Annotated in this window: 13 protein-coding genes; 4 read left to right on the top strand and 9 right to left on the bottom strand. The window is 49.2% G+C overall.

The window, feature by feature from the left end; genetic code table 11:
• Positions 1 to 28 precede the first annotated feature (28 nt).
• The gene (locus tag IMCC21906_RS06105; protein ID WP_156166001.1) at positions 29 to 472 is read left to right on the top strand and encodes a hypothetical protein; all 444 of its coding nucleotides are present in this window, start codon (positions 29 to 31) and stop codon (positions 470 to 472) included.
• Positions 473 to 560: 88 nt separating this feature from the next.
• Here IMCC21906_RS06105 and IMCC21906_RS06100 read toward each other — a convergent pair whose 3' ends face one another.
• From IMCC21906_RS06100 to cobU, 3 genes are read right to left on the bottom strand one after another with little or no spacing between them, the layout of a single operon-like run.
• Entirely contained in the window at positions 561 to 1172 is a 612-nt protein-coding gene (locus IMCC21906_RS06100) for a histidine phosphatase family protein (RefSeq protein WP_047011427.1), read from the bottom strand.
• On the bottom strand, positions 1172 to 2218 hold the full coding sequence (gene cobT, locus IMCC21906_RS06095) for a nicotinate-nucleotide--dimethylbenzimidazole phosphoribosyltransferase (protein WP_047011426.1): 1047 nt from the start codon (positions 2216 to 2218) through the stop codon (positions 1172 to 1174). The genes IMCC21906_RS06100 and cobT overlap by 1 nt, the downstream gene beginning before the upstream one ends.
• Before the next feature lies 1 nt (position 2219).
• Positions 2220 to 2738, bottom strand: coding sequence for a bifunctional adenosylcobinamide kinase/adenosylcobinamide-phosphate guanylyltransferase (gene cobU / locus IMCC21906_RS06090; RefSeq protein ID WP_047011425.1), 519 nt, complete (start codon positions 2736 to 2738; stop codon positions 2220 to 2222).
• 211 nt (positions 2739 to 2949) lie between these two features.
• Between cobU and IMCC21906_RS06085 the strand changes: the two genes are divergently transcribed.
• The gene (locus IMCC21906_RS06085; protein ID WP_047011424.1) at positions 2950 to 3504 is read left to right on the top strand and encodes a cob(I)yrinic acid a,c-diamide adenosyltransferase; all 555 of its coding nucleotides are present in this window, start codon (positions 2950 to 2952) and stop codon (positions 3502 to 3504) included.
• A gap of 22 nt (positions 3505 to 3526) precedes the next feature.
• Here the strand turns inward: IMCC21906_RS06085 and IMCC21906_RS06080 are convergent, their stop codons facing one another.
• The 4 genes from IMCC21906_RS06080 to IMCC21906_RS06065 form a co-directional block, all read right to left on the bottom strand.
• Positions 3527 to 4405 (bottom strand): ROK family protein, encoded by an 879-nt coding sequence (locus IMCC21906_RS06080; RefSeq protein ID WP_047011423.1) that lies wholly within the window; start codon positions 4403 to 4405, stop codon positions 3527 to 3529.
• Positions 4406 to 4407: 2 nt separating this feature from the next.
• Positions 4408 to 5262, bottom strand: a complete 855-nt coding sequence (ampE, locus tag IMCC21906_RS06075; RefSeq protein WP_052763394.1) for a regulatory signaling modulator protein AmpE — start codon at positions 5260 to 5262, stop codon at positions 4408 to 4410.
• Between the two features lie 22 nt (positions 5263 to 5284).
• A complete protein-coding gene (ampD, locus tag IMCC21906_RS06070; RefSeq protein WP_047011422.1) occupies positions 5285 to 5833 on the bottom strand; it encodes a 1,6-anhydro-N-acetylmuramyl-L-alanine amidase AmpD in 549 nt (182 codons plus the stop codon).
• 205 nt (positions 5834 to 6038) lie between these two features.
• The gene (locus IMCC21906_RS06065) at positions 6039 to 8372 is read right to left on the bottom strand and encodes a DUF1631 family protein (protein WP_082117379.1); all 2334 of its coding nucleotides are present in this window, start codon (positions 8370 to 8372) and stop codon (positions 6039 to 6041) included.
• Positions 8373 to 8757: 385 nt separating this feature from the next.
• Between IMCC21906_RS06065 and nadC the strand changes: the two genes are divergently transcribed.
• Complete coding sequence (gene nadC / locus IMCC21906_RS06060; protein ID WP_047011420.1) at positions 8758 to 9636, top strand: carboxylating nicotinate-nucleotide diphosphorylase; 879 nt, start codon at positions 8758 to 8760, stop codon at positions 9634 to 9636.
• Between the two features lie 67 nt (positions 9637 to 9703).
• Here nadC and IMCC21906_RS06055 read toward each other — a convergent pair whose 3' ends face one another.
• Together IMCC21906_RS06055 and IMCC21906_RS06050 are read right to left on the bottom strand one after the other, a co-directional pair.
• Positions 9704 to 11173 carry an O-antigen ligase gene (locus IMCC21906_RS06055; RefSeq protein ID WP_082117378.1) on the bottom strand — a complete coding sequence of 490 codons (1470 nt, stop codon included), beginning with the start codon at positions 11171 to 11173 and terminating at the stop codon, positions 9704 to 9706.
• Between the two features lie 3 nt (positions 11174 to 11176).
• A complete protein-coding gene (locus tag IMCC21906_RS06050; RefSeq protein WP_047011418.1) occupies positions 11177 to 11650 on the bottom strand; it encodes a pilin in 474 nt (157 codons plus the stop codon).
• Between the two features lie 714 nt (positions 11651 to 12364).
• On the opposite strand from IMCC21906_RS06050, the gene pilB reads away from it, so the two are divergent.
• Positions 12365 to 14083: a type IV-A pilus assembly ATPase PilB gene (pilB, locus tag IMCC21906_RS06045; RefSeq protein ID WP_047011417.1), complete on the top strand. Its 1719-nt coding sequence runs from the start codon at positions 12365 to 12367 to the stop codon at positions 14081 to 14083.
• The last annotated feature ends 2 nt before the right edge of the window (positions 14084 to 14085 follow it).

Raw genomic sequence — 14085 nt, 5'->3', positions numbered from 1 at the left:
AATGACAGTTGTATTAAGGTTTAAAACATTGAGATATTCACAAGCCCTGCTTCAAAGTACGTTCTTGATTGCACTGCTGACAGCACTTTCGGCCTGCAGCCAAAAAGATATTCCCTTTACCGATTATTTGATCGAAAACCTGCTGAAGGACAACCTCTCCCAAATGGCCAGACCCGCCATTTTTGAGGTGACAAACATCGCTATTAAAAGCAGCGAACACGAGGGTGACAGAGGCATCGCAAAGGTCGATGTTGAGCTGTTATTTCCCGAAGACTTTGACACCGTGGTCGGGCTGCACAAACTCGAACCCTTCAATGTTAAATACCTGCAATTTAAAAGCAGTTTTGGCAAGTTTGCGGCGGGAGAAAAACAAATACACCATGCCCAATACGACTTTATTCGCCGCAAAGGCAAATGGGCCATCATTGGCAGTAAAGCGCTGGCAGCACCGGATATAAAAAAACCTGAGTGATAGCGCGTTTCGAGCAAAGGGGGCTTTTTAAGTGGAAGAAGTGACGACTGCCTCAGCAGGATGAAACATCGGCTTGCGAGCAAAAACCTCAGCCGTGGCTCACCAACTGCACCCAAGGCGGACGCCCTTGCTGATGGTATATCTCAAAGCGACTAAGACCTGCATAGGGAACCGACAAACGGGTCATCGCGCCCATAGGCATGCCCAACCAGTGACAGATCATGACCCGGATAACCGCACCGTGGGCCACCAGCAACACACGTTTACCTTGATATTGCTCAACTAAAGCATCTTGGGCTGTGGTTACCCGCTGACAAAAATCCGGCATGGCTTCACCATTAGGCGGGCTTGCCATATCGGGGGATGACCAAAATTGTCGCCACTCTTCGGGATACTGCTGTCGTGCCTCGTCGTGCTTGAGACCTTCCCAGTCGCCAAAGTGCATTTCTCTGAAGTCACGGTAGTGTTCAAGAGGCAAACCTCTCTCTTCCGATACGGCCGTGGCAAAACGCCAGCAACGCTGCAGTGGCGAACTGACTATATGATCCCAGCCTGGCGAAGAGAGGCTGGCAAGCTTGTCCTGCATTTGCTGCCAGCCAAGCTCGCTCAACAGTACATCGGTGCTGCCCCGAAAAATCTCCCCACCCTGACAGGCACCATGGCGAAGCAGATCGATTCGACTGACATCAATTTTTGCCATTAATCGTTGCCGCGGCTGACACCCGCTTCTTCAAAACTGGCCATTTCATTTTGCAATCGACAAGCCGCCTGCATAATCGGAAAAGCCAAGGCTGCGCCACTGCCCTCGCCCAAACGCAAGTCCAGTTCGAGTAGAGGTTCAGCTTCCATTTTATTTAACAAGCGCTTGTGACCGGGTTCCGCCGAACAGTGAGAGAAGAACAACCAAGGGCGAATGCTGGGATTAATTTTAACGGCAGAAATAGCCGCTGCGGTACAAATATAACCGTCAACCAGCACCGCAATGCCCTTTTGTGCAGCGCGGATATACGCCCCCGCCAAAGCATTAATTTCGTAGCCGCCAATCCGGCGCAGCACTTCCACACCGTTTTTCATATGGGGTAAATGTTTGGACATAGCCCGGGTAACAACAGCGGCCTTTTTCGCCAACACTTGATCACTGATGCCGGTGCCGCGCCCAACCATGGCCGTCGCCGACAGGCGGGTATGCGCCACGGCCAAGGCCGCCGCCGCAGTGCTATTGCCTATGCCCATTTCACCGCCAATAAACACATCGATATCACCGGCGTTATCAATCGTATCCCGACCAACAATAAAGGCCTCTTCACACTGTTCCAAGGTCATGGCCTCAGTCACACACATATTTTGAGTGCCCGCGCCCACCCGATGATCTTCCACATTGGGGAGATCTTCCAGCGCGTAAACAGTGCCGACATTAACGATTTTAAAAGGGATATTTAAGGACTTGGCCAACACACAGATAGCTGCGCCACCGTTGGCAAAGTTGCGTACCATTTCTGCCGTCACGGCTTGCGGATAGGCGGAGATATCTTCGGTGGTAACACCGTGATCGCCTGCAAATACCACAATCAAAGCGCGATCTGCATGGGGCTTAAGGGTTTTTTGTACCGCAGACAACTGAATTGCCACATCTTCTAATCGCCCTAATGCACCTTTAGGTTTAGTCAGATTATTCTGATAGGCAATGGCCTGTTGGCGAAACTCTTCATCGGCTTCTGGTGCGCTTTCTTCATACCAAGCTGTCACATCAATTTCCTTTTAAGACTTGTTCCAGACCGGCCGTTACCAAAACAACACGGTCAGCAATAGCGGCTATACGCTGGTGCAACCTACCCGCCTCATCAACAAAACGGCGACTCAACTCCCCCATAGGAACAATGCCGCTGCCTACTTCATTACTTACCAAGACAATGTCACCGGGGGCATTTTGCAGGGTCAGCAAAAACTCACTGCAAACCTCATCCCATTGCTGGCTATCGTCTTTACAAAGCCAGTTACTGAGCCACAAGGTTAAGCAGTCCACCAACAGACATTGTCCATTGGCGGCCTGTTGCGCAATCGCCGCCGACAACTGCTCGGGGGCCTCCACCGTCTGCCAACCATCCTTCGCCCGGCTTGCCTGGTGATGGGCAATACGCAGCTGCATTTCCGGGTCGCCGGGGGTCGCTGTGGCGATATAAACACGGCGATCACTTAAACTCATGGCTCGGCGTTCTGCCGCAGCACTTTTACCAGAACGAGCACCACCTAAATAAAGCTCAAGCAAAAAACCACCTCATTCACTGCAAGCACCCGTCATTCTCACGTATAGTTATTCCGGTTTTGTATCGTTATTTCGTTTTCACCGCCACCGGATTGACACATTTTTCAAACAACGCCACAGCAACGCTATTGGCGATATCGGCCCATTCTACTAGAGGCCGGGGCGGGAATACCATTTTCCCGCCGTTTGAACAGGATTGATAAGGACAAGCACGATGGGACACAGACTTTCAAAGATATACACCCGCACGGGCGATGATGGCACCACCGGGCTTGGTGATGGCTCCCGCATTGATAAAGACCATATCCGCATGGAAACCATCGGCACCGTGGATGAGGTCAACTCGCATATTGGTGTGCTCCGTGCAGAGCTGGCAGATGACGACGACTATCAAAGCCTGTTGTCTCGGGTACAACACGACCTGTTCGATCTGGGCGGTGAACTCGCCGTACCCGGCTATACCATGATTACCGCCGAGCGCATTAGCGAACTTGAAGCCAGCCTGGATGAGCTCAACGCCGATTTGCCACCCCTGAAAAACTTTATTCTGCCCGGCGGTAATAAACCTGCAGCCCAATGTCATTTAGCCCGAGTGGTGTGCCGACGCGCCGAGCGTGACCTGGTGAGATTGAGCCGGGAAACTGAGATTAACGAAAATGCTCGCCAGTACCTGAACAGACTGTCTGATTTTCTGTTTGTTATGGCGCGGTTGTTAGCCATAAAAGATGGCGGTCAAGAAGTGCTTTGGCTACAGGCTGACAAACGCTAGGCTAAATGCCAATAAGCTTCAACTACCAAAGCCAGGCCGCGCCGCGAACACCACTGGAATCGCCATATTGCGCTTTCAATAAACGGGTATGGCAACTATCTGAAAAGATCCACCGCTGCCAATATGTGGGGACGCGCTGATACAGCACATCCATATTGGACAAACCGCCACCCAAGACAATAGCGTCTGGGTCTAGCAAGTTAATCACCCCGGCCAATGCTCGGGCCAATTGCTGGCAGTAAGCGTCCAGTACTTCGGCGGCCAGTGCGTCGCCCTCGTTCATGCGAGTGAGCAGCACTGCCGGAGTGATGGTCTCACCACTTCTGCGGCGATAACTTTCCTGCAAGCCCGGACCACTCAAATGGGTTTCTATACAATCGTAACGCTGACAATAACAAGGACGCTGCTGCTCACCATCGACTACGGGATTATGCCCCCACTCCCCCGCAATACCATTTGCACCAACAACAAGGGATTTGTTAATCACAATACCGCCGCCAACACCGGTGCCCAAAATAACGGCAAACACCGTTTGATACGGCGCAGCAGCGCCATCTACCGCTTCAGATAAAGCAAAGCAGTTGGCATCGTTGGCCAATCTCACCTCACGATCCAAACGCTGGCTCAAATCCTGTCGCAAGGGTTTGCCATTCAGACAGGTGGTATTGCAGTTTTTCATTAAGCCGCTGGCACTGTCTTCGACTCCCGGCGTCCCCACACCGACACTGCAAAGCTGACCCCACTTGGCTTCTAATTGAGCGACCAAGCTGGCAATCGCCCCAATAATAGCGTGGTAATTATGGGACGGCGTGGGCACTCGCTCTCTAAATAACAACTGACCGTCTGTGGCCAACACCACCCCTTCTATTTTGGTACCGCCAAGGTCAATGCCTATTCTCACGGTTAAACCAGCTGAATAATGGCGATAAAAAACACCCAGCAAAGCAAGCTGCGGGACAAAATATGCTGCGCGCTTTCTAACTGGATAGCAGCCGCATCGACAAACTGCTCACCATCGAGTTGACCTTCCGGCAAGCTCGCAGGTAAGGCTTGGCTACCGACAATATCGAGGAAATCAGCGCTGGTCTGGCTTTCAAAAACTTCTGCCTTAAGTGCGCCAAAGCCCTTATCAAAATTGCCCACCAACGAAAAGGCCAATGCCAGCAACCGCACCGGAAGCCATTCCAAAATATAGAGGGTGCGAGCAATAGCGTCTCGCTCTGCCTGACTCACCGCAGGCTCTCTGAGCAGAACAAACAATAGCCGATACGCCAGGGCGACGGCAGGCCCCGCCAGCACAAACCAAAATACCACGGCAAACCAGCGTTCAAAGCCCTGATAAAATACCGCACGCCGAACATTGTTATGCAGCTCCAAGGCGTTATCGGCATTCATCTCACCCAGCTCGCAGCTAAACGCTTGGGCGTGACGATACGAGCCTTCCAAATCACCCCGCTGCCAGCTGTTCAAATACAGCCGCAGCAATATCTGAAAATCGCCCCGGCCCAAGCTATACAACAACACTGCGACACTGAGGGCAAAAGACAGCAAGCCCCAAGCGATGCCGTGAAACAGGCCCAGCGCCAACACAACACCTAGCACAGGCAGCAAGACAGTTATGCTTAACCGCAGTACCGGTGTAGGTACCCAGCTAAAAAACTGATACAACCGGCTCAGCCAATCGTCTTGCTGAATTTTGCCGCCACTGCCCCAAAATTGTACTGCCGCCCATGCGACCAGAATCGCCAGAAACTCCATGATCTACCCCAGTTGCCGTACACTACGTGAGTGCATTTTTATAATACGCCCAGTCAAATGCAGGACCGGGGTCTGTTTTTCTGCCCGGAGCGATATCGCTGTGGCCAGTAATTCGCGAAGCGGAAATGCCCGGATAATAGCACTGTAGCGTTTTTGTCACTAACAGTAGCTGCTCATATTGCTGCTGCGTATAGGGAATATTATCGCTGCCCTCCAGCTCAATACCCACGCTAAAATCATTGCAATTATCCCGTCCCTCAAACTGCGACAGCCCCGCATGCCAGGCGCGCTTATCAAAGGAGACAAACTGAGTCACGCCACCCCGGCGATCAATAAACAAATGGGATGATACGCAGAGACCATCAAGATCAGAGAAACCAGGGTGGGAGGCGCAATCCAAAGTATTACAAAACAGACGCTGAACATTCCCGCCGCCAAATTCACCGGCGGGTAAACTGATGTTGTGAATCACCAACAAATCCACCTCAACCCCCTCGGGACGATCCGAGCAATTGGGAGAATGGCAATGTTCAGCGGGCCATAACCAGCCCTGGTCATCAATCGAATACATGCGGAGCCTTTATCAACAGACTGGCCACAGTGTAGCAGTGGCAGCTAAAAACGCTAAAGTTTTAGCCCTGATGACCGAAAGCTTGGGTGGGTATGGAACAGCGCATCGACATATCACCCTGCGCCGTAATCCTGCGCCGTAATAGTGAGCGACAAAGCTGAGGAGGAGTCTTGCGGCTTGCGTTAATAACTTGCTGTAAGAATTACTACAACGGCTTGTCTTTCATATTCCGGAGGTTGCTAATGACCGACTCTAAGGCACGATCAAACAGCCGTCCGTCTTCAATCAAAAAGATACGCTGCTCAGCAATCGCCTCAACCAAGCCATCGCGGTCTAACTCTGCCACCTTGATGCCAGAGCGATTAACAAAAATATACTTGCCAAGGCCATTAATAACCGCCGCCAGGCGACAGCGGAGCATCTTGCCGTCATTTTGACGGTAATCTACCCAGTTACCCACCCGCAATGCCGCTATTTTTCCACGGGCTTGTTCAATCGACGCGACATCAGCCAGCGGTTTCTCTGGCTCGGTAGCCGGACGAAATACCTCGTCGGCGCCCGCCTCAGCATCAAAGTAGGATTGTTTTGCCATGGGCCGAGGGCTCGGCTCACCCACACCTTCACCCAAGCCTTTTGCCAGGCCTTTATCCAAGCTTTCCAGATCATTTAAATCTGCAGTAGCCTGAACAGGCTCATCCTGATTATTGACTACCGGCCGTGATAACCTCGCCAAGTGCAAACGCTCAAGCTGCTCAAACCACTGACTGGTTTCAAACGCACTTAGCGACGCTCTATTGAAGCCATCCCGCAATGATTCCACCAGCCCCGGCAATGCATTAATCAGCTCACTGCGGTGCTCACTGTCTGCGACAATACCCACACTCCACAGCAAGCGTTCAGCCGTTTTCAAGTCATCTGCAAACTGCTGACTTGCTTTGCCATCCTGAACATAGCTGATAAACAGCACCTTGCTCCAAGCCGTGCGAAGAATATTTGTTACCACGGGTGGAAACTCACCCGCAGACAATTTCAACTGAAGATACTCGTGGATATAGTCTCGAGCCTGTTCTGCCATCGCCCGACCATCTGCCGCATCCACTGCACGTTTGGTTAACAACGCGGTTCGGCGGCGATCCCGCTCACTAAAATGTTGAAACTCAGCGCAGGCGTCAACAAAGATTTGCGTGTCTACGCCAAAGTCTCTGAGCACCCGCATGACAATCTCTTCAACCTTATTGAACAGCGGGTCTTTTTCGACCTCGCCATTTGGCGTCCAACCGATGCTCGCGCTAATCAAGCTGCTGAGTAATTTTCGGGCAGGATGATCATCATGGCTAAAGAAATTCTTGTCCAACATCGCCATTTTTAAAATGGGAATCTGCAAACGGCCAATCACAGACTTCAATTCATTCGACAAGCCCTCACCATCTAAAATGTACTGAAACAACGTGCCCACAGACTGAATAGTGTCGCGATCCCGCTGAACGGTAAGACCAGAGGCATCGGCAGGCGCTACACGGTTCACTTTTTCCAAGCGAGCAATCAGCTGATGAATCAATTTAGATTCGGCTTGTTGGCCACCACGCTCTGCCACCACCGCACGAACATTTAACTGAGCGTACTGCTCGTTTTGCATATCCTGCAAGGCAACCATTAGCGAGGGCTTAGACAATACCAGTTCATCGCTACCCGCTGAGGAGTTGGACGCCGCACTGCCCAGCAATTGCTCCAGCGATTCAAACAGTCGGTTAGCCAATTCGCTGGCATTACCAGAAACAGGCTTCTCGGTGGAGCCGGTAGTGCCAGAGGTATTTACTGTGTCAGCGGTTTGCTCAGCCTGTTTCTTTTCCGCATTATCAAGGTCACATGGCAAGCCATGCGCTTGTAAAACAGGCAATAAACCTGCAACGAGTTCGTCATAGTTCTTTAGCACTTTTTGTTCAAACAACTTTAGCAGTACTAACTTTGGCTTAATATCCAGAGACAGACCTTCAATCGCCGCCGCCAATGCGCGACAGATGGCGGCCGGTCCCACCGCTAAATCTCTGGCCGCCATCACCGGACCATTCAAGCAATGCTGCCATGCCGTGCACAGCAACCAAACTTCTTTCAAATACTTGGCTTCGGTCTTCTTCGACATCCCCTCAATAGCGACCAGCTCTTCCAGGGCATCAGACTCCAACACTTTCAGTTTGGCTTGTCCTCTCTCAACCGCCGACAAGGGCACGCCTGTAGAGGCACAGTTAAACCCCGCTGTAAAAAATTCGTCAAACCGCGCTACGATCGCCTGCCGACCCACACGGATTTCGTGCATCGCCTCAAAGTAGAGCTGCTGCTCTTTTGCATTATTGGCTTTGTCGGCCAGCTCAAAAAGCCGGTCATCCAGCAAATCCAGCACTTGATTAAATTGCGTCAACAAAAACGAGCGACTTTGACTTTTAATCGCCTCTAAAGCCACTGGCAGCAGAGGACGCTCGGCAGCAGCGCTTTTAGCCAAGCCTTGCAAGTTCACAGTGTTCGCTTTCGATTCGTCAGTCATATGTCACATCGCAGTACTTGGCAACTCAGAATACGCAACTACCATCGCCACTCAAAAAAGCTAAAAGCTGCTAAAATCGGCAATTGCGCCTCGGGGCGGTTAGCATCGGCAAAAATCGCCGACACCACACTCATTTACATTTATACTTTTACTATGAGCGCTTCCTGCGGGACCAGTGTTAAATCTACGTAGATACACGGACACAGTTCACAAAAACTGCTTCCGCCATTCAAACTTAACGCTGGGGTTTCTGCTTCTAACCATCATTAAATGCGCGACAAGAACCGCACTACCTTTAAGACAATCAAAAACTTAGCCTTGAAACCAATAATCAGTCTAGAATACTCAGCGACTGATTTGAATACTAGCCCCCTGGAATGGAAATATGCCCTCTCTCGACGCCGCCACCCAAGCAGACCTCCAACAATCGGTAGCTTTCGCCCTTAAAGAAGACATCGGCAGCGGTGATATCACTGCCATGTTGATCCCAGAAGAACGTACAGCCCAAGCCAGAATCATCACCAGAGAAGACGCCATCATCTGCGGCGTGGCATGGGTGAACGAGGTCTTTAAACAAGTCGATTCTCGGGTCACTGTGCACTGGCACGTAGCCGATGGTGAACGCGTTGCACCAGACCAACTGCTGTTTGAACTAAACGGCCCCGCAAGAGCGCTGTTAACCGGCGAGCGCGCCGCCCTTAACTTTCTGCAATTGCTCTCCGGCACCGCAACCGTCTGTGCCGACTACGCTAACCTGGTCGCTCATACCCAAGTCCAACTACTCGACACCCGTAAAACCATCCCCGGCCTGCGCACCGCGCAAAAATATGCCGTGACCTGCGGCGGTTGCCACAACCACCGAGTTGGCCTTTACGATGCATTTTTAATTAAAGAAAACCATATCGCTGCTTGCGGCGGCATTGCCGCAGCCGTAGAAAAGGCCAGAGAGATTGCCCCAAACAAACCCGTAGAAGTCGAAACCGAAAACCTGCAAGAACTCGATCAAGCCCTAAGTGCCGGCGCCGACATCATCATGCTCGACAATTTCAGCCTGGCTGATATGGAAAACGCCGTAGCAATCAATGCGGGAAAAGCAAAGCTGGAAGCCTCAGGAAATATGACGAAAGAAACACTAGTCGCGACCGCCGAAACCGGCGTGGACTATATTTCGATTGGTGCCCTGACCAAGCATGCCAAAGCGGTGGATTTGTCGATGAGGCTACATATCCGAGCAAATCCAAACCCTACAATCACCCCCAATTAGTTTATTGATAACGATATAATGACTAGAAATATTATTATTCAAAATTAAATCAATTTAAATTTCTTAATTAAAATGATGAAATATTGCCATTCAACCAAAATCTTGGATAACAAATCGTTTCACCAATACATGAAGACAGGTCTTTTAAAGAATAAACAACATCAGCTAAAGTAAATATAATACCAATCAAAAACATACCTGCCAAAAAAACAACTAAAATCAGTCCAGATATTGATCGCTCCTCAGCAGCAACGTTCATAAACGTAGATTTCTGATCACACATTGAACCAATAGCAACCCCCAAAAATAGAGCCATGAGGATGCTGGACATAGGGGAGAGCATAATCCCTGTCACAAAACTATAAATCACTGCCGAAAATAGAGGAAAACACCATATATAGTTTAATAATCTGCTATCTTTTCGCCAATTAAGGCCGATCGACTTCAGCGCTCTTACACACAAAAAAAGAAGTAAGGCGGCTGCTACTCCACCATACTCTGCCAAAAAATTAATATAAAAATTATGCGCAGACCCCTCAGTTGCTTCTCCATCTGCAACGACAAATGCTTGCCCCCCCAAACCTAGCAATGGATTCTGAGAAAAAGCTTCAAAACCAACTTTCCATAAGTAAATTCTCCGGGGAGAGCCATAATCAAAACGGTCAATATAGTCTTTTACATCCACATGTAAAATATTTTCCGGAACCCAAGAAAACGGTATCCAATATAGAAGAAAACCAACGCCAACCGAAATCAAAAAAACAATGTTAGATGTTTTTTTTTGTTCTTTTTCGCAAAAAAGACTACTCACCACATAACCCAAAATCAAGGCAAGAAAAACGCCACGACCCTTCGTGTAAAAAAGCAAAACCCATTGAGAAACAAGTAGAAAGAAAATAATTAAAAACAAAAAAAAGCTTTTAGATTTGAATTTAACACAGGTAAAAAACAGTATTGGTATGAGAAAAACTTGAAGATGATTAAAAGATCTTACATGAGAAAAACCGTCGATCATGGGCTTCCCAAACAAAACCTCTGGATACTCAAAAGCAACCAAATAAATCATCAAAAAGTGGAGCGACAATAATACGGAAAGCGTAATAAATGGCAACCAAATCCATGACTTCAACTCAGAAGATGGGAAAGTTGAAATAGCCAGGATCATCAATACCATCCCTGCAACTCTCCCTACCTCCTGGAAGCTTTTATATGTATATTCTGAGGAAATTGTAGAAAATAGCATTGAAAAAAAAATTCCTGCCACTAGCAGGGTTTCAATTTTATTATTAGAAAGCAGCCTCTCAACCTTAAATCGCAATTTCTTGCCAAAAAAAAGTAATGCAAAGAGCGTATAAATTAGCAGCTCTGTGAATCGTTGAGCATTATGTCCTGTTGGACCAAGATAAACTGGCGTCCATGCTCGCTGCGTAACAACAATCAACAAGACTGACGATAATATTAATACTAATAATGCAGAAAAAGAAAAGCCCGCGGTGTGAATGCGAGCTTTTATTCTTTTGGGTTCTAACCCCAGCAATGTTTAGAAACTGCCAGTATTTCGGCACTCTGAAGGCAAATACTGGAATGCTGTATCAGCATTAGTACCACATGCCCAACTAACACTACCACCAGACTGCAAGGTTGGGACCATAGTCACACGTGTCGCGCCTGTCGGAGCAGTCCCCACACCCAAGTTAGCCCAGCTTAAAGTTGCTTGCAAACCTAAAGTTGTTGTATCGACAGCAAAACCTGTAATGTAGTCAGAGGACGCAATAATATCCGCCGTATCAATTCCAACTTCCCCTGCAGTATCGCAAGCAGTAGTTACACCTTCTGTTGCTAAACATTCAGACATCGAAGTTTTTGCAGCTGCAAGGGCTCCCATTACTTCAGACATTTTTGCTCGAACAGTGTAGTCCTGGTAAGCAGGCAGTGCCACAGCAGCCAAAATACCGATAATCGCAACCACGATCATCAGTTCGATCAATGTAAAACCTTGTTGGGTCTTTTTCATAACCTTCTCCAAATCTTAAAAGAATTAGCTTATTGAGATTGAGGTTAACAATCTGATAGTAAGTTCAGCATCTTTCATGCCAGAACAGCAACCTTGATGAATAAATAGCCATTCAGGGATATACGCTTATCGTCAACACGATGAACGCGCTTAAGATAAATCACACAATATAGTGCCGAACTTAAACTAGATCGCTATTCACACAGACACACCCAAATTAAGTTAACTGCCGTTGTAATATTGAAATGTCGCACGGCAAGTGTGCTTTCGCTAAAGAGATTGCTGCCAACCGCGACTCACGCCCTGGTTACTGCCTCGGCCTACGAGCCGGGGCCGGTATGACGATATCAAGCAGGGCAACTTTCAATCATCCAGTGTGCTGACGATAGGTCGCATCATGACTAACTAGTTAGCCCCAAGACTAAGAGCCCGTCACTCTTAATTAGTCTAAGCTTTCTGCCCTGGCGCGCAGAGGTAACAACTTCCACCCGGAACCTTGAAAACAATTTAACGGAAAGGTTATGTCCATCACGGCTATCCTTGTTGATTTTGGCAATTCCTGACACTTTTTGTCACAAAGTGCTCCGCACCAAACTCCTACCCCTCAACTAAAAAATCGTGCCTTTTATTTTGCGATATATGTAAAGCCAGCCTCATGCTAGAGTTACCGGCAAGAATTTATCTTTGATACACAATGTCGGCACATCTAAGCTTATGAATACAGCACTCCCACCGCTAAACGGTCTTGCCAGACGCCTGGTCTACGATGGCGTTCTTGAAGAACAGGATGTTCGTAAAGCCATGGAGGCTGCCCAAAAAGAAAAGAAAACGCTGGTGTCTTATCTTGTCAGCAAAAACCTGGCAGACGGGCTGCAGATTGCCGAGGCCGCGGCGGATGAGTTTGGGGTGCCGTTTTTAGACCTCAGGGCTTACCTCCCAGAACTGGCACCGCAAAAGTTGGTAGATAGCAAGCTGGTACGCAGCCAGCACGCCTTACCGTTATGGAAACGGGGCAAGCGCTTGTTTCTGGGCATGTCTGACCCCACCAATCTTGGTGCCCTTGACCAAATCAAGTTTCACACCGGTCTGAATACCGAGCCGGTGGTGGTTGAAGAATCGGCTCTGCACGCAGCGATAGATAAGTACCTTGCCTCCCAAGAAGAGTCTTTGTCTGACAGCTTTGGCGACATGGACGATATCGGCCTTGAAAACCTCGATATAGAAGCGGTCGACGAAGATAACAATGCCGAAGTGGATCTTAAGGGTGCCGACGAGGCGCCGGTCGTTAAATTTATTAATAAAGTGTTGGTGGATGCCATACGCGGCGGCTCATCGGATGTGCACTTTGAACCCTATGAAAAAATCTATCGGGTACGGTTTCGAACTGACGGCATTCTTCATGAAGTGGCCCGCCCGCCCGCAGCATTAGGCTATCGTTTGGCAGCGCGTTTAAAAGTCATGTCGCAAATGGATATCTCCGAGCGCCGCGTTCCCCAAGATGGCCGCATTAAGATGAAGCTATCCAAAACCCGCTCCATCGATTTTCGGGTCAACACCCTGCCTACGTTGTGGGGCGAAAAAGTGGTGCTACGGATTTTGGACCCCAGCTCGGCGCAAATGGGTATTGACGCACTGGGCTATGAGGAAGAACAAAAAGCCCTGTATATGAAGTGCCTGAATCAACCCCAAGGGATGATATTGGTCACTGGCCCTACCGGCTCGGGTAAAACCGTCTCGCTATACACCGGGCTGAATATTCTAAATACTGAGGAGCGCAACATCTCCACCGCCGAAGACCCCGTGGAGATCAACCTGGAAGGGATTAACCAGGTTCACGTCAACGCAAAAGTCGGTCTAGGCTTTGCAGAAGCGCTGCGCTCATTCCTGCGTCAAGACCCCGATATTATCATGGTGGGGGAAATACGCGATTTAGAGACGGCAGAGATTGCCATTAAAGCGGCGCAAACCGGTCATTTAGTGCTATCGACCCTGCACACCAATAGCGCTGCCGAAACCCTGACCCGTTTGCTGAATATGGGCGTGCCTTCTTTTAACGTGGCAACGTCGGTGAGCCTGATTATTGCTCAACGCCTGGCAAGACGCCTGTGTAAAGACTGCGCGGCCCCTGCCGACATCCCAGAACAAACCTTGCTGGAAGAAGGCTTTACCCTAGAACAAATTGAGTCTGCCAGCATTCTTGCCCCAGTGGGTTGTGATAAGTGTAATAACGGCTACAAAGGCCGGGTGGGCATTTACGAGGTTGTGCGTATTACCCCTGAGATTTCGCATATTATTATGGAGAATGGTAACTCTCTGGAAATTGCCGCTAAAGCGGCCGAACAGGGCTTTGCCAATTTACGTAAATCTGCGCTTAAAAAATGTGCTCAAGGGGTTACCAGCCTCGAAGAAGTCAACCGGGTAACAAAGGACTAAGG

Source organism: Spongiibacter sp. IMCC21906, assembly GCF_001010805.1.
Taxonomy (GTDB): Bacteria; Pseudomonadota; Gammaproteobacteria; order Pseudomonadales; family Spongiibacteraceae; genus Spongiibacter.
Note: the sequence above shows the minus strand (reverse complement) of the source record. Positions and strands in the feature narration are given on the sequence as shown.

Coding starts and splice junctions, on each gene's coding strand:
- IMCC21906_RS06100 (WP_047011427.1), bottom strand. CDS start 1,172: ATGGCAAAAATTGATGTCAGTCGAATCGATCTGCTTCGCCATGGTGCC.
- IMCC21906_RS06050 (WP_047011418.1), bottom strand. CDS start 11,650: ATGAAAAAGACCCAACAAGGTTTTACATTGATCGAACTGATGATCGTG.
- ampE (WP_052763394.1), bottom strand. CDS start 5,262: ATGGAGTTTCTGGCGATTCTGGTCGCATGGGCGGCAGTACAATTTTGG.
- nadC (WP_047011420.1), top strand. CDS start 8,758: ATGCCCTCTCTCGACGCCGCCACCCAAGCAGACCTCCAACAATCGGTA.
- ampD (WP_047011422.1), bottom strand. CDS start 5,833: ATGTATTCGATTGATGACCAGGGCTGGTTATGGCCCGCTGAACATTGC.
- IMCC21906_RS06085 (WP_047011424.1), top strand. CDS start 2,950: ATGGGACACAGACTTTCAAAGATATACACCCGCACGGGCGATGATGGC.
- IMCC21906_RS06065 (WP_082117379.1), bottom strand. CDS start 8,372: ATGACTGACGAATCGAAAGCGAACACTGTGAACTTGCAAGGCTTGGCT.
- pilB (WP_047011417.1), top strand. CDS start 12,365: ATGAATACAGCACTCCCACCGCTAAACGGTCTTGCCAGACGCCTGGTC.